Here is a 21663-nt window from a genome sequence, read left to right on the forward strand (position 1 = left end):
GTAGCTAAGGTTGTTTGCGCTGATGGTACTGCACTCGGTGGGGTGTGGGAGAGTAGGTTGCTGCCGCCATGTTTTTTAGTGTGTGTGGGGTGTTGCCTGGTTAGGGGCGGCACCCCACACACATTTAAGCTGCGAGGCAAGACGCATATAATAATAAACCTATTCAATGTCCACGAAAATTTCGTTCGTGTTGCGGATTGAGACGTATTCGAGCGATTCGGTAGAAGGTGCCTGCCAGTTCTCAGGTTGTTGGATAAATGAAGATAAGCATTGCCAAGCAGCACCAATTGATGTCGCATGTGTTTCGACAAGGGCCTTGTTCACCCGTATCGGCTTCCATTGGCTCGTGAGGACCGATGAGTTTAGTTGCTTTTCTACACGTTGAGAAAAGTGGTCATAGAGCTGGGCGTAGAACCCACCGAGTATCACGTCTTGTACGTCGACGATGCTGATGTACGTAGCAAGGGCCCTGCTCAGGTAGGTGCTAGCGTTTCCAATGGCCCTTGTGGAGATCCTTTCACCTTTTGACAAGGAGGACAGAAGGTGGCCGATAGTCGCGTCGGTAGGTAAGCCCGCTGCGCGCAGTATCGTACTCGGTCCAGCGAAAAGCTCTAAGCATCCTTGTAGGCCGCAAGGACACTGTGGCCCATCTATTTCAGCAGGTGTGTGTCCGATTTCGCCGCTCCAGCCATTCACGCCACGGTGCAATGATGCCTTCTCGATAAGTGCGGCACCAAGGCCAGAGGTTCCTGCAACGTAGACGTAGTTTTTTGTCTCGTCGTTTAGCTTCGTACGGCACACGTTTTCGGCGATAGCGGCGTACGAGACGGAATTGTCAAAAGTAGTTACTGGTAAAACTGGTGATTGGTTGGTTAGGCTCGTTCGGATATCGACGTTGCTCCAGCCTAAGCTTGGCACTGCATTGGCAATTCCAGTACCTTTCGTAATGATTCCGGGTACTCCGCATGCTATTCCAATAAGTGCTAACTTAGACGCATTGATCTTGTTGGTCAACGATTCCAGGGTGGCTGCTAGCTCCGAAATCACTCTATTTGGGTTCGAGAGATCGAAAACTGGCCCTATATATTCTTCTGCAATGACGTCTCCGGTGAGGTCGAGAACGCATGCTTCGATGCCTTCGACTCCTATTTCTGCGCCAATAGCGACATGTGTGTGAGGCGCGGGTCTTAAAGGTGTGACAGGTCTTCCCGTTCCAACCGAGACTTGGTTGTCTTCTACCACTAACCCGACCTTAATTAGATAGTCGACAAGTCTGGCGACGGTGGATTTATTCAGGTGGGTTGTCCGTGCGAGTTCAGCGCGTGATGGCGGCTCGGGTGCGAGTACAATGGCGTCCGCCAATAATCGGAGGTTGAAGTTCCGCATGGATTCCGGGCTAACACCACTTTTTCTGTGCGTGGTGTTGCTGGCCGGTTTGGTTCGCGGCGAGTGAGTACTGTTTTCAGCCATAAGCCTCCGAAAGATCTAGCACGAATCTAATTGACATGCGTGGCTATTGCAAGCTTGACAGGAAGCGCAAACGGGAATATGTTGTTTAAAACACCAAAGGGGGTGAGTGATCGCAATGAGGCGACTAGTAGCAGGGGTTGATTCGTCTACACAGTCATGCAAAATCATGATCAGAGATGCTGATACGGGCGCGTTAGTTAGATCTGGAATTGCGCGTCATAAGTCTGGTACGGAGATTGATCCGATGGTTTGGTTTGAAGCTTTTCACGAGGCTGCGAAGCAAGCTGGTGGGTTGGAGGATATTTCCGCACTTTCGATTGCGGGTCAGCAGCATGGATTGGTATGTATTGACTCGGACGGCTCCGTAGTTCGCAAAGCGCTTCTATGGAATGATGTTAGATCCGCTGAGGACGCCCAAGACCTGATTGTCGAAATGGGTGAGGGTAACCGCGAAATGGGCGCGGAAAGGTGGGCTGGGCGCATCGGTTCGGTTCCGGTAGCTTCGCTCACTATCAGTAAACTCCGCTGGTTAGCTAAGGCTGAACCGCAGCATCTCGGAGAGGTAGCAGCAATCGCATTACCACACGATTGGTTGAGCTGGAAAGTTAGTGGCTCTACCAATATTGAAGATCTTAAAACAGATCGGTCCGAGGCTTCTGGAACGGGTTATTTTGATCCGGTATCAAATCAGTACCAGCGAGATTTACTCAAAATGGCTGGTGGATCATCGCTTGACAGAGTTACCCTCCCTAAGGTCCTCCGTCCTAACGAAGCCGCGAGCAATGCGCCGATCGGAGATGGGCTTCTCATTGGTCCTGGTGCGGGAGATAACGCCGGTGCGGCATTGGGGCTTAACCTTCGGCCGGGGGAGCTTAGTTTGTCGCTCGGGACCTCTGGGGTGGTTTCATTAGTGTCGACCTCTCCGACGCAGGATCCGTCCGGTATGGTTACGGGATTTGCTGATGCTAGAGGAGACTATCTTCCGCTCGCCTGCACCCTTAATGCATCCAGAGTTCTCGATGCTGTAGGTCTTATGCTTGGAGTTGATCACGAGGGACTTAGCAGGTTGGCGCTATCAGCGCCTCCGGGTGCCGAGGGGCTGGTGCTTGTACCTTATTTCGATGGTGAACGAACTCCGAATCTTCCTTCCGCCACAGGCTCGATGCTAGGAATAACCGGAAAGAACTTGACGCCGCAGAACATTGCGAGAGCGTCTATCGAAGGGGTTCTATGCAGCGTAAATGTGGGCATTGAAGCTATGAGACAACTCGGAGTCCCTGTAGATCGTATAAACCTTATCGGTGGTGGGGCACGTATCAACGCCGTGAAACGTATAGCGCCTTCGGTACTAGGTATGCCGGTTACAGTTCCTGAGTTTGGTGAATATGTAGCTGACGGAGCGGCGCGTCAGGCTGCGTGGGTTTTGCATGGCGGGGAAACACCACCTGAGTGGACGCCTCGAATGTCTTCGGAATTTGATTCCAGGCATGAACCTTTTATCGTCCAGCGGTATATGGATGCGTGCGGAAATTATATAGAGAGTCAGTAACTAACTAGTTGGCAGGTTATGCCACAAAAATCAAAGGAGATAATCATGGGGAAAAAGTTTTGGGCTGCGGCCTGCGCTACCCTCGTTTCGTTGTCGCTGACAGCGTGTGGTGGCGGTATTGTTGGCGGTGGAAAAAACTCCGGGAACGATGATGTGAAAAACATCGTTTTAGTCGCCAAGCAAGAGGGCATTCCTTGGTTTGACGACATGCGGAGTGGTGTAGAGAAGTTCGGTAAAGATCATGAAGGCAAGGTATCTGCTCGTCAGATCGCCCCTGATAGTGGCGATCCGGCAAAACAGGCACAGATGATCTCAGACCTCCTTAGCCAAGATGTTGATGCGATTGTGGTAGTTCCTAATGATCCGCAAGCACTTCAGCCTGTGATCAAACAAGCCCGCGAGAAGGGCATTGTCGTAATTTCTCATGAAGCATCAAATATTGCCGAGAATGTCGATTATGACATTGAGGCGTTCGACAATAAGACCTTCGGTGAGGCTTTTGCTGAAAATGTAGCACAAGGTATGGGAGGGAAAGGTCAGCTTGCTGCCGTTGTCGGCTCCCACACAATGGAAACACACATGGCGTGGTATAACGCAGCCGTGAAATATCTGGAAAAGAATTATCCAGAAATAGAATTGGTTTCAGCACAGCCGTATGAGGATAACAACGACGATGCGAAAGCTCGGGCTGTAGCTACTGAAATTCTGAATACTTATCCCGATTTGAAGGGTTTCATCGGTACTTCGGTATCTGCGGGAGCGAATATGGCTGCGGTGCTGCAAGAGCGAAATAATAAGAATGTTGCCGTTTCGACTCTGGGCATTCCCTCGGTAACGATGCCCTATATCGAGAGTGGTTGGGTCTATTATGCGCAAACGTGGCGTCCTGCTGATGCTGGATATGCTGCCTGCGAGTTGGCTTTGCAAAAACTTGAAGGGCAAGAGATTAAGACTGGTTCCACACTGAAAAGTCCTGGTTATGAATCTGTTTCAGTTGATGGACAGATGGTGTACGGAGAAGCTCCACTTATCCTTAAAAAGGGTGACTTCTCCGACGGGAAATACCCGTTCTGATTGGAGTTGTTGTGGATGTAGCGTTGAGTGCCAATCATATAACCAAGAGTTTTGGTGGGGTAACCGCGCTTGACGATGTGTCACTGGACATTCTTCCCGGCGAGGTGCATTGCTTTGCCGGGGAGAATGGCAGTGGCAAGTCAACCATGGTAAAAATAATGTCTGGCGCTTTGGCCTCTGATAGCGGCGAAATTAGCATCATGGGTGAGGCTATGCCGAATCTTTCTGCCCGGCAGGCAACGGGCGCAGGAGTTGGTGTAATCTACCAGGATTTGTCCCTATTTCCGACAATGAGTGTTTCGGACAACATTGCCCTACCTTCACTTGCGCACCATAAGGTAAAAATGATCAGAGCCGAGCGACTTGAAAAAATTGCCAGTGACTCGCTTGCTCAAATTGGTGCTGATATAGATCTCCGAACGCCAGTCGAAAAACTCTCCATGGCGAAGCGACAACAGGTAGCGATCGCCAGAGCGTTGGCGCTCAAAGCAACAATTATATTCATGGATGAACCGACAACTGCACTAACTTCAGTTGAAGTCGGCCATTTGCTTGATACCATTCTTCATCTAAAGGCTCAAGGTGTTGCGACTATCTTCATTTCACACAAACTTGATGAAGTTATGCAGGTTTCAGATCGCATTACTGTATTCCGGAGTGGGAAGAAGGTCGGTACGTATCCAGCAAAAGATATGACGCCCAAGTCGCTTTCTGCACTTATGACAGGGCGCGACGTGGAGTTCGGACACCCGGGTCGCAGCGAACCAGGCTCGGAGGTGTTGTCGTTCGAGAATGTTCAGGCTTTCCGGGTGAATGGAGCAACTCTCAGTGTTCACAAGGGAGAAGTTGTAGGGCTTGGCGGCTTGTTAGGTTCGGGACGAACCGAACTTGCTTTGGCTGCATTTGGTCTAAACCCGATCTCTGCTGGGAAGGTTTTTCTTGATGGTGAACAAGTAGCCCTGAAGAATCCCTCAGATGCGATTGCAAAAGGAATAGCGCTGGTGCCTGAAGATAGACAGGTGCAAGGTCTCTTTAATCCAATGTCGTTATCGAAGAACATGGTGGCGAATGTCCTTCCGGTGATGACGACAAAAGCTGACGTTCTGGACGGTCGAAGAATTAACGAAGTGACAGGACGGATGCTTGAGAGCTTCAAGGTGAATACGCGAAATGCCGATCTACCAGTTTCGGCTTTGAGCGGCGGTAATCAACAGAAAATTGTCCTTGGAAAAACAGCTGTTTCGAATCCGAAAGTGCTGATCCTCGATTCTCCTACTGTAGGAGTAGATGTTGGAGCCAAGAGCCAAATCTACGAATTGATCAGGGAACTTTCCACACAAGGTGTTGGCATTCTTGTTATCTCGGATGAAGAAGAGGAGCTCTTGGCTGTGTGTAACAGAATATATGTTATGCAAGAAGGGCGGATTACGGCTGAGTTGTTTGATGATTCCTTAAAGCCCGGTTTTTCCTCAATTTATAGGGGCGCTCATCTAAATACCGATGAGGAGAACTGATGACCAATTTAACCAATGTTTTGAAACAACGACGGATGGAAGTAGCCCTGATTGTCATAATCGTCGGGTATTCGTTCGTAGTTTCAATGATCAACCCTACGTTCTTCTCGCTATCAACAGTGGGTGATATTCTACGAAATGGCTCGCCCATGGCTACTGTTGCGGTCGGTGTGACGCTGATCATGTTAGCTGGGGGAATTGATGTCTCATTCCCTGCCGTAGCTATCACGTCAGGTTACTGTGCCGTTCGGCTCAGTGTTGCTCTTGCGCTTGATTCACTTTTGTTTATTTTCCTTGTGGCATTTGTTGTTGCAGTGCTCTTGGAGCTGGTGAACGCTATTTTAGTTCATTGGACGAAGTTGCCGACTTTCATTATTACATTGGGTACATCGTCGGTATTCTATGGTGCGGCAACTACAATAATCGGAACGAAACCGGTTACGTTGAGCGAATTACCGACATCTTTAATTGGTTTTGGTACATGGAATATTTGGTCGACTGAAGTGAATGGCCAGTCGGTTGGGATTCCTGGAGTGGTCTTAGTTCCGTTGGCAGCGTTTGTCGCTGGATGGCTAGTTTTGAGCAAAACGACGCTTGGATTAAGTGTATATGCGCTGGGGAATTCGGAAGAGTGTGTGCGTAGGGCTGGTATATCACCGCTGTCGATCCGGTTATTCCTTTATCCTTTCATGGGAGTGCTGGCCGCTTCAATGTCGATTGTGTCGTTTGCTAATCTTCGATTTGTTGACCCGACTTCACTCATGGGGACGGAATTGTTGGTGATCGCTGCAGTGGTAATCGGCGGAACGCGGGCTACCGGTGGTGCTGGTTCCCTTCTTGGCACTTTCTTAGGGGTAATGTTGATACAACTTCTGAGTGGGACTCTTGTATTTTTGGGAATTCCATCGGCATGGAACAACCTCTTCATTGGCGTAATTATGCTAATCGCTGTTTGCTTTATCTATTTCAATGAGAAACGTTCTAAGCTGCGTGTCCTAGATTTCAGCTAAGGGGTAAGTCTAATGAAGAAGTTTAGGAATTTAGATCTAGGTAGCCAAGTTTTATTCGCTTTCGCTGGCTTTATTTTGGCGCTTTTTGCCGTACTGCTAGGTAACCAGCTATTCAACGGTTTTACTTTGCAATCCATGGGTTTCCAAATCGCCGAGTTCATGTTTCTGGCGTTGGGAATGGCGATAGTGATGCTGACTGGTGGCATTGATTTGTCAATTGTGGCAAATATGAATCTCTGTGCCGTGATAGTTGCATTCATTTTAAGTGGCTCTGTGGAAGGGAACTCACTCGGTCTGATCGTTATAGCGGTTGTGTGTGCGATTGCTGCCGGCAGTCTTCTTGGATTTATCAACGGTAGGATTATCTCTCAGTTTGGGGTCAATCCCATTGTGGCAACTCTGGGAAGTCAGTTACTTTTCTTGGGTGTCGCATCAGGCATCACGAATGGTGCGTCGGTTGGAGTGAAAGTAGCGAGTTTTAGTGAGCTGGGAACTTTCACACTCCTCGGGGTTCCGTTTATTTTTCTCTTGGGCTGTATAGGGTATCTAATCTGTGCTTTCTATTTGTCAAAAACTTCGCGCGGGCAACGTATCTACTATTACGGGACTAGCCCAACCGCTGCGCTTTTTAGTGGTCAAAGGGTGGGGAACACCGTTGTCGGCGCCTATGTGATATCTGGATTGATGGCCGCCTTCGCCGGGATTATCATGGTTGCTCGAGTGAATTCAGCGCGAGTTGGCTTTGGTGAAACGTATCTTTTGCAAGCGTTGCTTGTTGTGGTACTTGCTGGTTTCCATCCCTTTGGCGGCAGGGGAAAGATTTCGAATCTACTTGTTGGTGTGATGATCCTTCAGGTTCTTCAATCCGGTTTTACAATTATGAACTTCAGTCCATTTGCGAAGAATTTGGTCTGGGGTGGCACGCTGATTTTCGTTGTGTGTGTTGAACGCGCGCTATCAGCGAGGCGGAAAAGTATTCGTAAGTCAAAAAGTCCAGTTCGAAAATGACGAGTAAGAGTTAGGGGCATTGATGAAAGCGGCACGGAGTGCTGAGACCACGTTAGCTGAGCTCGGCCATGTTTTTGAAGAGTTTGATTGGAGTCAGGTCCCCTCGGTTCTGGCTGCGTTGAAAGTCGCCAATAGGGTAATTGTTGCAGGTGTTGGTCGGGAAGGGCTTGCAATTCGGTCTTTTGGAATGCGTCTTATGCATCTCGGTCTGAATTGCAATTGGGTATGGGACGACTCGGCTCCGAACCTGGGGCCGGGAGATCTCGTCGTTATGGTCAATGGGTCTGGCCAAATCTCCCATTTATTAGAGGTATTACGATTGGCGGCGGGTTCCGGGGCTACAACAATCTGCCTGAGTGGAACTGCCGAGGTGACGGACGCTTCTAAAATTGCGGATCAAACGGTATTTTTGCCCGCTGCAACGTATCTTGCCCAAGGAAAGTCGGTGCATTCGCACCAGCCGATGGGGACTCTGTTTGAAACTGCTCTATGGGTTTTGTTTGACTCCATGGTGCAGCAGTTACATGATGAGTTAGGAGTGAGCTACGAAGAGATGGCCTCGCGCCATCGAAACTATGAATAACGAGGACGATTTCGTCACGTTGAACAAATGGTTGGGGCTGGTCTTCTTTGTTGTAGGTGCATTTGGTCTGCATGCCCTCCAGCCCTGAAAGCAAGGGCGTGTCTCCAATCCAGCGTCAAGCGTAAAAAGTGGCCTAGACCTCAAAAATGCGTCGTCGTAGAGTAAACTAAAAGACGCGCAACCGCGCACGGTCTATCCAATGGAGGAGATATGAAAGCAGCGCGTTACTACGGTAATCACGACATTCGTATCGAAGATATCGAAGAGCAGCCCCTAGAACCCGGCACTGTGCGGGTCAAGGTTGCCTGGTGCGGTATCTGCGGTACTGATCTTCACGAATATCTCGACGGTCCGATCTTCTGCCCCGCGAAAGGCCATCCGCATCCAATTTCCGGTGAGGAAGTTCCGGTGACTCTCGGACACGAGATGTCTGGCGTTGTAGCTGAAGTAGGCGAAGGCGTAACCGACCTCGCGGCCGGCGACCACGTTGTCGTCGAACCGTATATCATCCGCGACAGCGTGAACACCGGCCCGGAATCGACTACCTACCATCTGTCCCCCGATATGAATTTCATCGGCCTGGGCGGCCGTGGTGGTGGGCTTGCCGAAAATATCGTCGTCAAGCGGCGCTGGGTCCACAAAATCCCGGATAACATTCCGCTCGACCAAGCCGCACTCATCGAGCCGCTTTCCGTTGCCGTGCACGGCGTGGACCGCGGTGATGTCAAGGAAGGCGATTTCGCCCTCGTGGGCGGGGCCGGTCCCATCGGCGTGCTCTGCTGCGCGGTCCTCAAGGCCAAGGGCCTCACGGTAGCGGTATCGGAACTCTCGGAACTGCGCCGCCAGCGCGCTGTGGATGCCGGCGTGGTGGACTACGCTTGGGATCCCCGCGAAGTAGATATCGTGGAAGAAACCAAGAAGCTCACCGATGGCGTGGGCGCCAATGTTGCATTCGAATGCACCTCGGTGGACGTTGTACTCAACCAGCTCATCGCGGCGCTCGGGCCGCGTGGGGTGCTCGTCAATATGTCCATCTGGGGCCACCAGCCGAATATTGATATGCATTCCGTGGTCATGAAGGAACTCGATGTTCGCGGCGTCATCGCCTACGTGAACACCCATCCGGAAACAATCGAGCTGGTTGCCTCGGGTAAGATTGACGTCTCGCCGTTCATCACCGGCAAGATCAACCTGGAAGACCTCGTCGACAAGGGCTTCGATACCCTCATCAACCGCAACGAAACCGCGGTCAAGATCCTCGTCTCCCCGAACGGCGAAGGCGAAGAATAAAACCGTAGGTTTCGAGCACGCTCGATAAGAAACAGCGCCCGGGGTAGGAGCACCTGCCGCGGGCGCTGTTTTACAGACCTCGCATCTCCTCAGTTAGTGCAGGCCAGAACTTCCGGTGTTCGCGGCCGAAAGCTTGAGCACCCAGAAATACCCCGGCTTTGCCGAGATCCGGATCCACCCACAAAAAAGAACCTGATTGCCCGAAATGGCCAAACGTGCGCGGCGAAAAAGACGGCCCCGTCCAGTGCGGATCCTTGTTCCCGCGAATCTCCATGCCCAGACCCCAGCAATTATTGCGCTGCCACCCGTAACCGGGCAGCAAGCCGGGTAGACCATCAAAATGCACGACGCGGGCGTAGCGTGCCAACTCCGGGGAAATAAGACGCGGCCGCAGTAACTCCCCGGAAAAACGCGCCAAATCGCGCAAATTCCCCACCGCGGAATAAGCGGGGCTTGCTTCCACCGCGACCGAACTCAAACGCAGCGGCTCAATAACAACACGGCGCACCCAATTCTGAATCGACATCCCGGTGCGGTGTTCCAGATAATCACCGAGCACTTCAAACCCATAATTCGAATAGACGCGTTTCTCCTCCACGCTGACCCGCACCGGACCTTCCTCCTCCGGCAAGCCGGAGGCATGCGCGAGGAGGTGAACAACCGTGGAACCGGGAGGGCCCGCCGGATCGTCAAAATCCGCCAGGCCGCGTTCCACCGCAATAAGGGTCGCCCAGGCCACCAGTAGCTTCGTCACCGACATATACGGATATATCTCCCGAGCATTCCCATAAGAAAAGGTACAGCGCCCGGCAGCGTCGACAACTCCGAGTGCGTGCGGGAAAGAAAAAGAATCCGAAACGAGGCGGTTATCCACAGGCATGCTTCAAGTGTGCCATGACCACAGAAAACTTCGGCTTGGTGCAAGCTGCGCCACAGCGTGATAATAAACTTATCATGATGACAAAAGTATCTTCGTGTGTGTAGGCTGGGAACAGGCCACACTGATGTGGCGCTACACGGGAGGTTATGATGACCCTAGGAACCGGAGGGCTGATCGCAGTCCTCATCGCCGCGATTGTGCTTGTCGTTGTGCTCATCGTCGGCTTGAAATTACACGGCTCGATCGCCCTGACCATCGCGGCGATTACCGTCGCGCTGGTCACGGGCGTGAAGCCCGCGGAAGTGGGCGATGTACTCGAAAAGGGCGTTGGTGGAACGCTCGGATTCCTCGTTCTTATTATTGGCTTCGGCGCAATTCTCGGAAAAATGCTGGAAGTATCCGGCGGGGCTGAACGCCTGGCCAAAGGCATGCTTCGAGTTTTCGGTGAGAAACGCGCCCCGATTGTCATGTCATTCCTCGGCTTGATCGCCGGTATCCCGGTCTTTGTGGAAGTTGGCTTCGTGCTCCTGGTGCCCCTCGTTTTCGTGGTGGCCAGGGAAGTGGGCTGCTCGAAGATCCGGGTGGGAGTACCACTGGCCATCTCCCTCATGGTGGTTCACTGCATCCTGCCTCCGCACCCGGCAGCTACCGCTATTGCGGGTACCCTCGGTGCGGATATCGGCATGGTAATTATGCTTGGCCTCATCGTAGGGATTCCGGCCGCCCTCATTGGCGGCCCGCTCTACACCGGAATTGGGCTGCGCCAGCTTGAACGTGCGCATGTCACCGCGGGCGCCGGCCAGATAAGCGGCGTCGTCGCCGAAGGAAAACCCGGTCCCGAATCAAAGGGAACCCATGGTGACGCGCCTGCCGCGGGCGGCAACGTTCTCAAGGACGACGACGCGAACCGTTCCCTGCCCGGTTTCGGCATTACCCTGCTCACGATTCTGCTCCCCCTCATTATTATGGTGTGCCGCACCGTTGCGGATCAGACCCTGCCCGAAGAAAACGGCCTGCGTCAATTCGTGGACCTCGTGGGTAACCCGATTCTGGCGCTTCTTATTTCGGTGATTTTCGCCTACTTCTCGCTGGGGATTTCGCGGGGCAAATCGCTTTCAGATCTGTCGTCGGTAACCGATTCCTCCTTCGCTCCTATCGGCGGGGTGCTCCTCATTATCGGCGCGGGCGGTGCCTTCAACGCGGTGCTTATGGCCTCGGGAATGGATAAGGCTATCGCGGGCGCTATGGGGAGTTTGCCGGTCAGTCCGCTTATCCTCGCCTGGCTCATCGCTATTGTGCTGCACTTCGCGGTAGGTAGTGCCACCGTCGCCATGATTTCGGCGGCCGGTATTGTGCTGCCGATGCTCCAAGCGTCCCCGGATCTCAGCCCCGCTCTGATGGCTATTGCCGTGGGTGCCGGCGCTATTGGTCTGACTCACGTAACTGATTCGCTCTTCTGGCTGTACAAGGAATACATGGGTATTTCGGTGGGGGATGCTCTCAAGACTCTCACCGTGGGCACCACGATCGCCTCGGTGGTGGCCCTGTGCATGACCATGCTGCTTCATCTCGTCATCTAAAGGCCGCGGGGAGTGGCGCTGACGTTGCGCTGAGATGGCGTAGAAGTGGCGCCTCGTACTTATCTACTAATTAATCTGAGAAAGGACTCAGTCATGACAACTATCGCTGGAAAAACTCTCGAGCAGTGGGTGGAGGACTACCCGCTCATTCAGGACCTCGTGGATCTCAAGGTCGCTGACTGGTTCAATCCGGAGGTGCTCCCGGCCGCGGAAGGGCTGGCAAGGGTCGGCCTGACGGTGGCTGACGTGGACGACGCCGCAGCGCGCCTCAAGCGCTGGGCACCTTACCTCAAGCAGGTTTTCCCTGCCGCCCGCCCCACGGCCGGCATCCTGGAATCCCCGCTGGTTGCGGTTCCTACCATGCAGGCCAAGCTCGCCGAACGTAAGGGCGTGGAGATCCCGGGCCAGCTGTGGGCGAAACTTGATTCCCACCTGCCCATTTCCGGATCGATCAAGGCTCGCGGCGGTGTTTACGAAGTGCTTAAGCACGCTGAAGAACTCGCCCTGGAAGCCGGCCTCATCACCCTCGAAGATGACTACCGCAAGCTGGATACCGAAGAAGCTCGGAAGTTCTTCTCCCAGTACAAGGTGGCGGTGGGTTCCACCGGCAACCTGGGATTGTCCATCGGGATTATGTCTGCCCAGCTAGGTTTCCAGGCCTCTGTGCATATGTCCGCCGATGCCCGCCAGTGGAAGAAGGATAAGCTCCGCTCCCACGGCGTGAACGTGGTGGAATACGAATCGGATTATTCGGTTGCGGTGGCCCAGGGCCGCAAGGAAGCCGAATCAGATCCCACCGCCTACTTCGTGGACGATGAGAATTCCCCCTCGCTCTTCCTCGGTTACGCGGTGGCCGCACGCCGCCTGCAAGGCCAGTTCCAATCCCTGGATATCACGGTGGATGCCGATCATCCGCTCATCGCCTACCTACCCTGCGGGGTGGGTGGCGGCCCGGGCGGCGTTGCTTTCGGCCTCAAAACGGTTTTCGGTGACAATGTCCATTGCATCTTCGCCGAGCCCACCCACTCGCCCTCGATGTTCCTCGGAGTTATGACCGGCAAGCACGACGAGATCGCCGTGCAGGATTTCGGCATCGATAACCTCACTGCCGCTGACGGCTTGGCCTGCGGGCGCCCTTCGGCTTTCGTGGGTTCGCGCATGCAGTACCTCATCGATGGCTACTACACCGTTGAGGACCAGACCATGTACGAAAACGTGGCGCTCCTGGCCCAGACTGAAGACCTGCGCATTGAGCCTTCTTCCTCGACCTCCTTCGAGGGCCCCTTCCACGTGCTCGCCGCCAGCGAGTACCTGGAGCGGGCGGGTCTTACCCCGGAGAAGCTCGCGGGTGCCACGCATCTAACCTGGATTACCGGCGGCAATATGGTTCCGGACAAGGAGATGGATTCCTACATCGCCAAGGGTGAAGAAACCCTGTAAGCGGGATGGAAAGTCGGGGGTGCCACTCAGTGTAGTGCGCACCCCCGCATTATGCCTGGCATTTAAGATATTTTGTCAGAAGATACAGCAACGGGGCCGTACGGAGGAAGGAGCCGGAGCCATGGAGGCAGCGGAAAGTGAAGCGATACCCCGCGAGGTAATATCCGGAGAAGCGATATCCCGGGAAGATAGCGAATACGTGGCCTCGTTCAAACCGCTCGTCGAATTTCTCGGGGTGGCACTGGGGGAGAGCACCGAGGTGGTGCTCCACGACGTGAGCGACCTGGACCATTCGGTTATCGCCATCGCCAACTCGCATGTCACTCAGCGCACCGTAGGTTCCCCGGCCACCGACCTTATGTTGCGGGTGTTGCGTGCCGGCGAAGGAACAACGGCCGATTACCTTACCGGTTACGAGGCGATTACGCCGGGTCGCGCACGCACCTTGCGTTCCTCCACCTTTTTTATACGACGACGGGGCCGCATCATTGGGATGCTCTGTCTTAATTCTGACCAAACGGTGCTGCGGCAATTGGACGAAACTGTCAAAAAAATCGCCTCCCTGTATTTCCCCAATCCTGAGCGCCGCAAGGAGGCATCGGCGGAAAAGCCGGAAATTTTGGCTTCCTCGGTTGCCGATATGAAAACGGCTGCCATGGAATCGGTGCTCTCGCGTTATCACGTCTCCGTGGATCACCTCACCCAAGCCGAGCGCCTGGAAGTGGTGCGTTCGCTGGACGAGGATGGATTTTTCCAGCTGCGCGGGGCCGTGACCGACCTAGCGCTCGCGATGAATCTTTCCGAGCCGACTGTCTACCGGTATCTGCGCCAAGCGCGGGCCTAAGCAGACGGTGTGACGCAGCGCCTGGTATGTGCGACCCGGACCAGCCAGACCGCCGGCCTGGACCCTCGGCACGTTCCGGGACCTGCGAAACTAGATATCATGGCGGTATGACACGAGTGATTAAGAACTGGCTCACCGATATGGATGGTGTGCTCATCCACGAAGAAAAGGCGCTTCCGGGTGCTGCGGATTTTCTCAATAAACTCAACGAAAAAGAGTACCCCTATCTCGTTCTTACCAATAATTCGATTTTTACCCGGCGTGATCTTTCCGCGCGGCTAGAGGCGGCCGGACTGATCGTTCCAGAAGACCATATTTGGACTTCGGCAGCTGCCACCGCGAATTTCCTCGCGGACCAGGTGGAGAATAAGCGCGCTTACGTGGTGGGTGAAGCTGGGCTCACTACGTCGATGTATAACGTCGGTTTCGTGATGACAAATGTCAATCCGGAAGTGGTGGTTCTCGGGGAAACCCGCACCTATTCCATTGAAGCGCTCACCACCGCGATTCGCCTCATCAACAAGGGTGCCCGGTTCATTGCCACCAACCCGGATGTGACGGGCCCATCCGATTTGGGGCCGATTCCGGCAACCGGGGCCGTGGCTGCGATGATTACCGCAGCTACCGGCCGCCAGCCCTATTACGTAGGTAAGCCGAATCCGGTGATGTTGCGCAAGGGACTCAATCTTATTGATGCGCATTCGGAAGAAACCGCGCTGGTGGGGGATCGGATGGATACCGATATCCTCGCGGGTATGGAAGCGGGGCTGCAAACCCACCTGGTGCTTTCCGGGTCTACCGCGCAAGAAGAAATCGTGAACTTCCCCTACCGCCCGGATTATGTGCATCCCTCCATCGCGGAAGTGGCGGAGCTGCTCTAACTGTTTCTTGTGCGGGCAACGATGGCAGAGTGAAGTATTCTATGTGCCATTGCCGTGCGGGTGGCAGGTTTCCGCACCTTAGCCATCCGATTCTTCTCGGTTGCGCTAGTCGTACAGAGTGAACTTGCGCTTGACAACCGTCGCTCACGGCTCACGCTTCGAGGGCTTCGAGTACGATGGCGGGGTTAGCACGCACCATGGCTTCCAGTTGGACCTCCTCCCATTTTTCGATGCCGTGATCGAGTGCTTCGCGTACCTCAGGTGTGCATGCCGCCCCGATCTCGTCAATAACGAAGAGGAGAACTTGTTCTAGGCAGATCCGGAACCAGCCCCGACCTGCTGGGAGGCAGATATCAGCAATCCGGGGAGCGCGCGTTTCGTTCTTGGGACGCCCGTGCGAGCGGGGAGAATGCTCATCGCTCGGGAGTATAGCTGATGTCCATTCGTCACAGTGGGCATGCACATGGATATGTGCGCTGGGAATATTTGAGTCTGACGAGCGCATATAATCCCAGTGCACCAAGGGCTCGCTGTTTTTTGCCCCCGGGAGTACCGAGAACATCGAATTATCGACAGTGAGTAAACCGGTTTCCTGATCAACGAAAACCATATAGTCGAAACGGACGATAAGGAAACTATTAACGTGAATATCGCCAAATAGTCTTACTGCGGGAAGATCTCCCTTCGGAGCCGTCTGCCTCGACAGTGAAAATCTGGGATCAAACAGCTCCCCAATCCGCTGCAGGTGCGCCGCAAATTCATCGGCACGCTCATCCAATTGTGCGTTCACCACGGAAATACTCCTCGAAGCGATCCAGACCAATCATCTCGAAATAAGCGTCAGACTCGTCCGGTCCGAGCTGGTAGTTATCGGCGCGTAGGTCGAATTCCTCGCGGGTCATTCTGACCTCCTGCAAGATTTCTTCCTTGCGCTTGAGAACGTCTTCAAGAGAGTTAAACGTAAGATCTGGGAACAACTTACGTCCTCTAACAAAACTCATGACTTACCCTTTCAATTGTGAGTTTCGGGTGGCTGCCGCCTTTTTCCGCCATTCTCGCACGGTGTTAAAGCGCAGCAAAGACCTATCCGCAGGCTGTAGATAAGGGCGGCGTTTCGTGACTCTGTGGATAATTTCGAGTCCGCTGCTGACTCTCAACCGCAACCTCTCAAGCGCAACCTCGTGCACGGGTGCCTGTGATCGAATAATGAGATAGCGCGGTCGGCACCCCACCCCTAAGTTACGCTACCGTAGGTAACGTGGGTGGGGGTGCCGGTGTCTGTGTTCGGTTCCGTTCCTGTGCCCAGTATGCGGCTTCGTGCTGCACCAGGGCGCACAGGCTCGTACCCCGCCGTGTTACCCGCTGGCCGCGCCGCGACTGGCGGTTTCGTGTAACGACGGAGAAATCATGCGTCAGGTTCATCCTTGGCGGGTGCTCGTCTGTGCCTGCCTGCTCACCTTCATTACCGGGTGTTCATACGTTTTCTCAATTTTCCAACTCCCGGCCACCCAGCTCTACGGGCTGAGCGCGGCGATGGGTGCCTATACTCTCACCAATGCCCTCGCCCCGCTGCCGATGCTCCTGGGCGGGTATTACATTGACCGCGGTCGCGCGGTATGGACGGCAACCATCGGCGCGCTGTGCGCGGCCATCGGCTGGGCCAGCGCGGCCTGCGCGAGCTCCCCGCTCCAGTTCGTGCTCGGCTACGGGTTCATTGGCGGTATCGGCATGGGGCTGGTCCTCACCTCGGCGCTGTCCAATACCCTGCGTTTCTTCCCGGGCCGGCGTGGGCTCATCTCCGGCATTATCTCCTGCGTGAACGGAGCTTCTGGCATCGTCATGGCACCCTTGGCCCAGCGACTCCTCGACTCCAGCAGTCTACGCACCACCTTGCTGGTTTTCGCCGGCCTTTACGGGGTGATCGCGCTCATCGTGGCTTTCAATTACCGCGCTGCCCCGGTGGAAGGCGTAGTCGCCCCTGCTACCCCTGTCATCGCTACAGCACCCGCCGTGGAACCGGCACCCGCGCCTGCCGCAGCATCGGCTGCGTATACCGCACCAGCTGCGTATACCGCACCAGCTGCGTATACCGCACCAGCTGCGCATACCGCACCAGCTGCGCATACCGCACCAGCACCAGCATCCATACGCAGCACCCGCCCGTCTCTCACTACTGGCCAGATGCTCGCCTCCCCTGATTTCTGGCTGATTTTCGCCATTTTCATCGCCGGGGCCTTCTCCGGCCTCATGATTGTCTCTAACGCAGCGCCCATCGCGATGAAAATGTTCCACTTCTCCGCGGCCAGCGCCGCGCTTTTCGTCTCCCTCTACGCCTGCGCGGGCACCGCGGGGCGCTTCTGCTTTGGCTGGCTCGCCGACCACCTCGGTCACGCCCGCACTCTCGAAGTCACCTTCTGCTGCGACGCCTTCGGCCTGCTCCTCCTCATCGTGGGCAGGCGCGGCCTCGTCGGGGGAGCGGGCGCACTCGATGCAACGACCGGTACCGGCGGCCTAGCCGGCAACCCGATCGGCACCCTGGCCGGCGGCATCTTCTTGGCCGGAGGCCTCCTCGCGCTCGGCCTGAGCTACGGCGGCACCATTGCGATCATGCCCGCCTGCGTCATGGATCGCTTCGGGCCACGCTGGCAAGGCATTAACTATGCGCTTGCTTTCACCGGTTTTTCGGTGGCCGCTATTTTCGCCCCGCGGCTCGGTGCACAGATCGGTGCTATGTACGACGGCGATTACACCCGCGCCTTCCTCTATGCCATCATTGCCTCGGCTACGGGGTTGGGCTGCGCGCGGATCCTGCACCTGCGTACCCGCCGGTGCCGGGCTCAGCTCAGCCGCGCCGCGTAGCGAAGTGGGCGCGTGCCCAAGCCAGGCGGGCGCCCGCGACCGCCCCGCCGCCTAAGCTGCAAACTCCATAATGACCGGGACGTGGTCGGAAGCTCCTTTGCCCTTCCGCTCGTCCCGGTCAATGATGGAGCGGGTATGGCGGGTGGCCAGAGCCGGGGAGGCGAAACCGAAGTCGATACGCATCCCGTGATTTTTCGGGAAGCGCAGCCGCTGGTAGTCCCAGAAGGTGTAATCCGCTCCCTCGGCCGCGCGGGTAATATCCTCCACCCCGGCCTCCAGCAGTGCGGCCAACGCTCCGCGTTCCTCCGCGGTGACGTACACTCCTACGTCATTGCGGAAATAATCAATATCCCAGACGTCAGTATCGCGCGGAGCCACATTCCAGTCCCCCGCCAGCAGCAGCGGACAGTCAGGTTCCTCGCTCAGCCGCGCGCTCACCGCGGCCCGCAAGGCGCCGAGGAATTCCAGCTTGTAGTGGAAATGCGGATCCCCGTAGGCCCGCCCATTGGGGATATACAGGCTCCACACATTGACCGCGTCCGGCCCGGAACCCAGGCGCGCTCCCAGGGCGCGTGCCTCCACGGTAGGCGCGCTGAGGAGGGCGCCGTCGTCGTCGACCTTTGAAAAACCCGGCTGCCCGGGGAAGCCAACCTGCACGTTTTCGATCCCCACGCGGGAAAGAATCGCAACGCCGTTCCACTGGTTGAGGCCGGCGCAGGCGACTTCGTATCCGGCGTCTTCAAAAATTTCGCGCGGGAACTGGGCGGGCGTGCATTTCGTTTCTTGCAGGAGGAGGGCGTCCAGGTCCCAGCGTTCCAGGACGGCGCGGGCGCGTTCGGCGCGGGCGCGCACAGAATTAATATTCCAGGTGGCAATACGCATAACACCAGTGTAGAGAGCGCGGGCACGTTACCATAGCGGTTATGGGAAGTGCTCTTATTACCGGTGCCAGCGCCGGCCTCGGTCTGGAATTTGCGTGGCAGCTCGCGGCCGAAGGAAATGATCTCGTGCTCGTGGCACGCAACCGAGCGCGTTTGGAAGCACTCGCGCATGATCTGCGGCAGGTCGCCGGGGTGCAGGTGGAGGTGCTTACCGCGGATCTTTCGCGGCACGACGACGCCCGTATGGTTGCGCGCCGGGTAGCGCAGCGCAAGCAGCCCATCGGTTTGCTGGTCAATAACGCGGGTTTCGGGCTGGGGCAGGAATTCTCCTCCGGGGAATTGCAACGGGAAGAAGAAGCGCTCGACGTCATGGTTCGCGCTGTTCTCATTACCTCTCACGCGGCGGCGCGGGAATTCTCGCGGCGCGGCTACGGGGGAATTATTAACGTCTCTTCGATGACAGCCGGCACCGCGCAGGGAACATATTCGGCGCATAAAGCCTGGGTGCGTTCTTTTTCCGAGGGGCTGGCCGCGGAACTGGGGCCGCACGGGGTGGCGGTCACCTGCGTGACCCCGGGGCTTATCCGCACCGAATTTCACGAGCGGGCCGCGGTGGATGCCAGCCAGTGGGCCGGGATTCTTTTCGCCCAGCCCGAAGCTGTGGTGAATGCCGCGTTGGAGGCCTGCCGGCGCGGGCGGGTACTCGTCACGCCCACCGTGCTCTACAAAACGGCTGCCGCGGCGCTGCGTTTCGCCCCGCGCGCGCTGGTGCGGAAATTCGCCGGGCCGGGGCTGTCCGGGCGCAGCTAAAAGCGGCTCGGCGAAAAAACAAGCGGCCCGGCTGCTTGAGAAAAGCTGCCGGGCACGCCCAGAGTTAGAAGCTACCGCCGCCAGCGGGAGCCTTGCGGGCTTCATCGGGTAGCTGGAGCGGCTTGGCTTGACGGTAATCCCAGCGCACCCGCGTTTCCGTGGGCAGGCCCTGGAAGTAGGCCGGCGCCACGATGGCCATGCCCCGCACCTCGTACGTTTTCTTATCGATACGCACTTGGAGATTAGCGGAGTCGCTCAGATCCAAACCGGGCGAGGCACCCTGCATTTCCTGCGCCATCGTATCGGAGAGCGGGCCCACGATCAGGTAGTTCTCCGCATCCTCAAAGACCTGGGTCTCCTCGATATTCGGGAAAATATCTTCCCCGCGGTAGGAGCCGGGCGAGGTGGGCGCATCTCCAGAATCCACAATATCGGCCAGGCTTTCTTCGGTTTTGCTCCAGAAACCGGCCATATTGGTATATACCGTAACGGTATCCGGCTTCGATCCTTCCCCGATCCACAGTGCGGTGGAGATCTTGCTGGGCATACCTTCCGTTTCCGCCCCGGGAATCCCGGAGGCGTCAATATCCATCTCCATGGCCATGAGGCGGGTGTTCGAATCTACATCGATATCAATATCGATGGTGGCCACCCCAGGCCCATCCCCGGGCACATCCGCGGAAATCTCCATGGACATATCCAGGCCGAGGGAGGTACCGAAGAAATCCTGCGAGCTTTTCGCAATAATCTCATCCTGCTTGGCGATGGCGCGCTTAATAATCTCACGGGCCTGCGCGTTATCGGCCACAGGCGTAAATTGCCCGGTTTTCGAAATACTTTCGTCGAAAATGGGTGCGCCGCCCGATCCACCCCGACCGCGCCCTTCGCTTATGGACGGACCGTGCCCGCCTTCCGGGGAGACCAGCGCATTATTCGCGCACCCGCTCAGGATCAGGGCACCGGCGGCCACCACCGCGAGAGGTTTCCACATCTTCGTCATCGCTGCTCCACTTCTTAGGGTTTCCCGCACCCGGGCTCGGGGTGGCGAATCGTTTATTGCGCTTGCATATACCACTACTGTACAAGGCCGACGGCGCCAGCGAAACACGCGGCTCCGGTGGCCGGCAGGTAAATATGGCGCTTCCCCGTGGACGGAGTGGGAGCGCCGCTAGACTAGGGGAGTGACAGATTCTTCCCAGTCTTCTGATTTTCGTGATTCTCTGAGCATGCCCGCGGGTGAAGTTGCGTCTGCCGTGGATGCCGCGCCTGCCGCAGGCGCGGGCGAACTCGCAGGCGCGGGCGAGGGTGTTGAGCTGCCCGCACACCGCATTCCTGAACCGGGCGGCTCACCTTACGGTGAGAAACGCACGGTCGGTGTGGGCCCGCACCCGCTGCCTTGGCCGGCGGATCCCCGGTTGGACCCGCAGCTTTTGACGGAAGGGGACCACCGTAACGTCGTCGATAAATATCGCTATTGGAGCGTGGAAGCAATCAAAGCGGATATGGCGAGTCGCGCGGTCAGTGCCCATATTGCCATTGAAAATCTCCAGCACGATCTTAATATTGGGTCGATTGTGCGCAGTGCCAACGCCTTTAATTTTGGTGGTGTACATATTGTAGGGCGGCATAAGTGGAATAAACGCGGGGCACTTGTTACCGACCGCTACCTCACGATGTACTACCATCCCACCCCGGCTGAGCTGGAAGAATGGGCTCGCGAACACGAGTACCAACTCATCGCTATCGATAATCAGGAGGGGGCCGTTCCCCTGGAACAATCCGAGCTCCCGAAAAACTGCCTTCTGGTTTTCGGGCAGGAATCCGCCGGTATTTCCCCCGATTTACTTGAGCGCTGCGACGGCGCGGTGGAAATCACCCAGGATGGCTCCACCCGTTCCCTCAATGTTGCTGCGGCCGCGGCCATCGCTATGCACTGGTGGGTAGCCCAGCACGCCCACCGTCAGGCTGCCCCGCGCTCGCACTAGTTTTA

At 55.9% G+C, this 21663-nt stretch carries 20 protein-coding genes; 14 read left to right on the forward strand and 6 right to left on the reverse strand.

What is annotated here, in order from left to right; all coding sequences use genetic code 11:
* Positions 1-159: 159 nt before the first annotated feature.
* Positions 160-1470 carry an ROK family transcriptional regulator gene (locus tag ACRQEG_RS08665; RefSeq protein ID WP_320753030.1) on the reverse strand — a complete coding sequence of 437 codons (1311 nt, stop codon included), beginning with the start codon at positions 1468-1470 and terminating at the stop codon, positions 160-162.
* 115 nt (positions 1471-1585) lie between these two features.
* Here ACRQEG_RS08665 and ACRQEG_RS08670 point away from each other — a divergent pair, with 115 nt between their 5' ends.
* The 7 genes from ACRQEG_RS08670 to ACRQEG_RS08700 all read left to right on the forward strand — a co-directional run bounded on the left by ACRQEG_RS08670 (position 1586) and on the right by ACRQEG_RS08700 (position 9498).
* Complete coding sequence (locus tag ACRQEG_RS08670; protein ID WP_320753031.1) at positions 1586-3019, forward strand: xylulokinase; 1434 nt, start codon at positions 1586-1588, stop codon at positions 3017-3019.
* Positions 3020-3064: 45 nt separating this feature from the next.
* Positions 3065-4093: an autoinducer 2 ABC transporter substrate-binding protein gene (locus tag ACRQEG_RS08675; protein ID WP_320753029.1), complete on the forward strand. Its 1029-nt coding sequence runs from the start codon at positions 3065-3067 to the stop codon at positions 4091-4093.
* An 11-nt stretch (positions 4094-4104) separates the two neighbouring features.
* Positions 4105-5607, forward strand: a complete 1503-nt coding sequence (locus ACRQEG_RS08680) for a sugar ABC transporter ATP-binding protein (RefSeq protein WP_435716052.1) — start codon at positions 4105-4107, stop codon at positions 5605-5607.
* Positions 5607-6617, forward strand: a complete 1011-nt coding sequence (locus ACRQEG_RS08685) for an ABC transporter permease (protein ID WP_320753027.1) — start codon at positions 5607-5609, stop codon at positions 6615-6617. Before ACRQEG_RS08680 ends, ACRQEG_RS08685 begins: the two co-directional genes overlap by 1 nt.
* A 12-nt stretch (positions 6618-6629) precedes the next feature.
* Positions 6630-7625, forward strand: coding sequence for an ABC transporter permease (locus ACRQEG_RS08690; RefSeq protein ID WP_320753026.1), 996 nt, complete (start codon positions 6630-6632; stop codon positions 7623-7625).
* Positions 7626-7647: 22 nt separating this feature from the next.
* Positions 7648-8208: an SIS domain-containing protein gene (locus tag ACRQEG_RS08695; RefSeq protein WP_320753025.1), complete on the forward strand. Its 561-nt coding sequence runs from the start codon at positions 7648-7650 to the stop codon at positions 8206-8208.
* Between the two features lie 210 nt (positions 8209-8418).
* Positions 8419-9498 (forward strand): 2,3-butanediol dehydrogenase, encoded by a 1080-nt coding sequence (locus ACRQEG_RS08700; RefSeq protein ID WP_320753024.1) that lies wholly within the window; start codon positions 8419-8421, stop codon positions 9496-9498.
* Positions 9499-9568: 70 nt separating this feature from the next.
* Here the strand turns inward: ACRQEG_RS08700 and ACRQEG_RS08705 are convergent, their stop codons facing one another.
* The gene (locus ACRQEG_RS08705) at positions 9569-10378 is read right to left on the reverse strand and encodes a serine hydrolase domain-containing protein (RefSeq protein WP_320753023.1); all 810 of its coding nucleotides are present in this window, start codon (positions 10376-10378) and stop codon (positions 9569-9571) included.
* A gap of 146 nt (positions 10379-10524) precedes the next feature.
* On the opposite strand from ACRQEG_RS08705, the gene ACRQEG_RS08710 reads away from it, so the two are divergent.
* The 4 genes from ACRQEG_RS08710 (at position 10525) to ACRQEG_RS08725 (ending at position 15123) form a co-directional block, all read left to right on the forward strand.
* On the forward strand, positions 10525-11958 hold the full coding sequence (locus tag ACRQEG_RS08710) for a GntT/GntP/DsdX family permease (protein WP_320757792.1): 1434 nt from the start codon (positions 10525-10527) through the stop codon (positions 11956-11958).
* Positions 11959-12051: 93 nt separating this feature from the next.
* The gene (gene dsdA / locus ACRQEG_RS08715; protein ID WP_320757793.1) at positions 12052-13398 is read left to right on the forward strand and encodes a D-serine ammonia-lyase; all 1347 of its coding nucleotides are present in this window, start codon (positions 12052-12054) and stop codon (positions 13396-13398) included.
* 121 nt (positions 13399-13519) lie between these two features.
* On the forward strand, positions 13520-14242 hold the full coding sequence (locus ACRQEG_RS08720; protein WP_320757794.1) for a helix-turn-helix transcriptional regulator: 723 nt from the start codon (positions 13520-13522) through the stop codon (positions 14240-14242).
* 107 nt (positions 14243-14349) lie between these two features.
* The gene (locus ACRQEG_RS08725; protein ID WP_026429073.1) at positions 14350-15123 is read left to right on the forward strand and encodes an HAD-IIA family hydrolase; all 774 of its coding nucleotides are present in this window, start codon (positions 14350-14352) and stop codon (positions 15121-15123) included.
* 151 nt (positions 15124-15274) lie between these two features.
* Here the strand turns inward: ACRQEG_RS08725 and ACRQEG_RS08730 are convergent, their stop codons facing one another.
* Together ACRQEG_RS08730 and ACRQEG_RS08735 are read right to left on the reverse strand one after the other, a co-directional pair.
* A complete protein-coding gene (locus tag ACRQEG_RS08730) occupies positions 15275-15916 on the reverse strand; it encodes a hypothetical protein (RefSeq protein WP_320757795.1) in 642 nt (213 codons plus the stop codon).
* On the reverse strand, positions 15894-16124 hold the full coding sequence (locus ACRQEG_RS08735; RefSeq protein WP_435714783.1) for a hypothetical protein: 231 nt from the start codon (positions 16122-16124) through the stop codon (positions 15894-15896). The genes ACRQEG_RS08730 and ACRQEG_RS08735 overlap by 23 nt, the downstream gene beginning before the upstream one ends.
* A gap of 406 nt (positions 16125-16530) precedes the next feature.
* On the opposite strand from ACRQEG_RS08735, the gene ACRQEG_RS08740 reads away from it, so the two are divergent.
* Positions 16531-17982 carry an MFS transporter gene (locus ACRQEG_RS08740; protein ID WP_435714784.1) on the forward strand — a complete coding sequence of 484 codons (1452 nt, stop codon included), beginning with the start codon at positions 16531-16533 and terminating at the stop codon, positions 17980-17982.
* A 51-nt stretch (positions 17983-18033) separates the two neighbouring features.
* Here ACRQEG_RS08740 and ACRQEG_RS08745 read toward each other — a convergent pair whose 3' ends face one another.
* The gene (locus tag ACRQEG_RS08745; protein WP_320757798.1) at positions 18034-18864 is read right to left on the reverse strand and encodes an exodeoxyribonuclease III; all 831 of its coding nucleotides are present in this window, start codon (positions 18862-18864) and stop codon (positions 18034-18036) included.
* 41 nt (positions 18865-18905) lie between these two features.
* Between ACRQEG_RS08745 and ACRQEG_RS08750 the strand changes: the two genes are divergently transcribed.
* The gene (locus ACRQEG_RS08750; protein ID WP_320757799.1) at positions 18906-19673 is read left to right on the forward strand and encodes an SDR family NAD(P)-dependent oxidoreductase; all 768 of its coding nucleotides are present in this window, start codon (positions 18906-18908) and stop codon (positions 19671-19673) included.
* Between the two features lie 64 nt (positions 19674-19737).
* Here the strand turns inward: ACRQEG_RS08750 and ACRQEG_RS08755 are convergent, their stop codons facing one another.
* Positions 19738-20673, reverse strand: a complete 936-nt coding sequence (locus ACRQEG_RS08755) for a hypothetical protein (protein ID WP_320757800.1) — start codon at positions 20671-20673, stop codon at positions 19738-19740.
* A 226-nt stretch (positions 20674-20899) separates the two neighbouring features.
* On the opposite strand from ACRQEG_RS08755, the gene ACRQEG_RS08760 reads away from it, so the two are divergent.
* Positions 20900-21658, forward strand: coding sequence for a TrmH family RNA methyltransferase (locus ACRQEG_RS08760; protein WP_435733855.1), 759 nt, complete (start codon positions 20900-20902; stop codon positions 21656-21658).
* The last annotated feature ends 5 nt before the right edge of the window (positions 21659-21663 follow it).

Source organism: Actinotignum stranguriae, assembly GCF_051265215.1.
GTDB lineage: Bacteria > Actinomycetota > Actinomycetes > Actinomycetales > Actinomycetaceae > Actinotignum > Actinotignum schaalii_C.

What these genes read in the sequence shown, in the direction of transcription:
- ACRQEG_RS08665 (WP_320753030.1), bottom strand. Translation starts at nt 1,470, where the DNA reads ATGGCTGAAAACAGTACTCACTCGCCGCGAACCAAACCGGCCAGCAAC.
- ACRQEG_RS08670 (WP_320753031.1), top strand. Translation starts at nt 1,586, where the DNA reads ATGAGGCGACTAGTAGCAGGGGTTGATTCGTCTACACAGTCATGCAAA.
- ACRQEG_RS08675 (WP_320753029.1), top strand. Translation starts at nt 3,065, where the DNA reads ATGGGGAAAAAGTTTTGGGCTGCGGCCTGCGCTACCCTCGTTTCGTTG.
- ACRQEG_RS08685 (WP_320753027.1), top strand. Translation starts at nt 5,607, where the DNA reads ATGACCAATTTAACCAATGTTTTGAAACAACGACGGATGGAAGTAGCC.
- ACRQEG_RS08690 (WP_320753026.1), top strand. Translation starts at nt 6,630, where the DNA reads ATGAAGAAGTTTAGGAATTTAGATCTAGGTAGCCAAGTTTTATTCGCT.
- ACRQEG_RS08695 (WP_320753025.1), top strand. Translation starts at nt 7,648, where the DNA reads ATGAAAGCGGCACGGAGTGCTGAGACCACGTTAGCTGAGCTCGGCCAT.
- ACRQEG_RS08700 (WP_320753024.1), top strand. Translation starts at nt 8,419, where the DNA reads ATGAAAGCAGCGCGTTACTACGGTAATCACGACATTCGTATCGAAGAT.
- ACRQEG_RS08705 (WP_320753023.1), bottom strand. Translation starts at nt 10,378, where the DNA reads ATGCCTGTGGATAACCGCCTCGTTTCGGATTCTTTTTCTTTCCCGCAC.
- ACRQEG_RS08710 (WP_320757792.1), top strand. Translation starts at nt 10,525, where the DNA reads ATGATGACCCTAGGAACCGGAGGGCTGATCGCAGTCCTCATCGCCGCG.
- dsdA (WP_320757793.1), top strand. Translation starts at nt 12,052, where the DNA reads ATGACAACTATCGCTGGAAAAACTCTCGAGCAGTGGGTGGAGGACTAC.
- ACRQEG_RS08720 (WP_320757794.1), top strand. Translation starts at nt 13,520, where the DNA reads ATGGAGGCAGCGGAAAGTGAAGCGATACCCCGCGAGGTAATATCCGGA.
- ACRQEG_RS08725 (WP_026429073.1), top strand. Translation starts at nt 14,350, where the DNA reads ATGACACGAGTGATTAAGAACTGGCTCACCGATATGGATGGTGTGCTC.
- ACRQEG_RS08735 (WP_435714783.1), bottom strand. Translation starts at nt 16,124, where the DNA reads ATGAGTTTTGTTAGAGGACGTAAGTTGTTCCCAGATCTTACGTTTAAC.
- ACRQEG_RS08740 (WP_435714784.1), top strand. Translation starts at nt 16,531, where the DNA reads ATGCGTCAGGTTCATCCTTGGCGGGTGCTCGTCTGTGCCTGCCTGCTC.
- ACRQEG_RS08745 (WP_320757798.1), bottom strand. Translation starts at nt 18,864, where the DNA reads ATGCGTATTGCCACCTGGAATATTAATTCTGTGCGCGCCCGCGCCGAA.
- ACRQEG_RS08750 (WP_320757799.1), top strand. Translation starts at nt 18,906, where the DNA reads ATGGGAAGTGCTCTTATTACCGGTGCCAGCGCCGGCCTCGGTCTGGAA.
- ACRQEG_RS08755 (WP_320757800.1), bottom strand. Translation starts at nt 20,673, where the DNA reads ATGACGAAGATGTGGAAACCTCTCGCGGTGGTGGCCGCCGGTGCCCTG.
- ACRQEG_RS08760 (WP_435733855.1), top strand. Translation starts at nt 20,900, where the DNA reads ATGCCCGCGGGTGAAGTTGCGTCTGCCGTGGATGCCGCGCCTGCCGCA.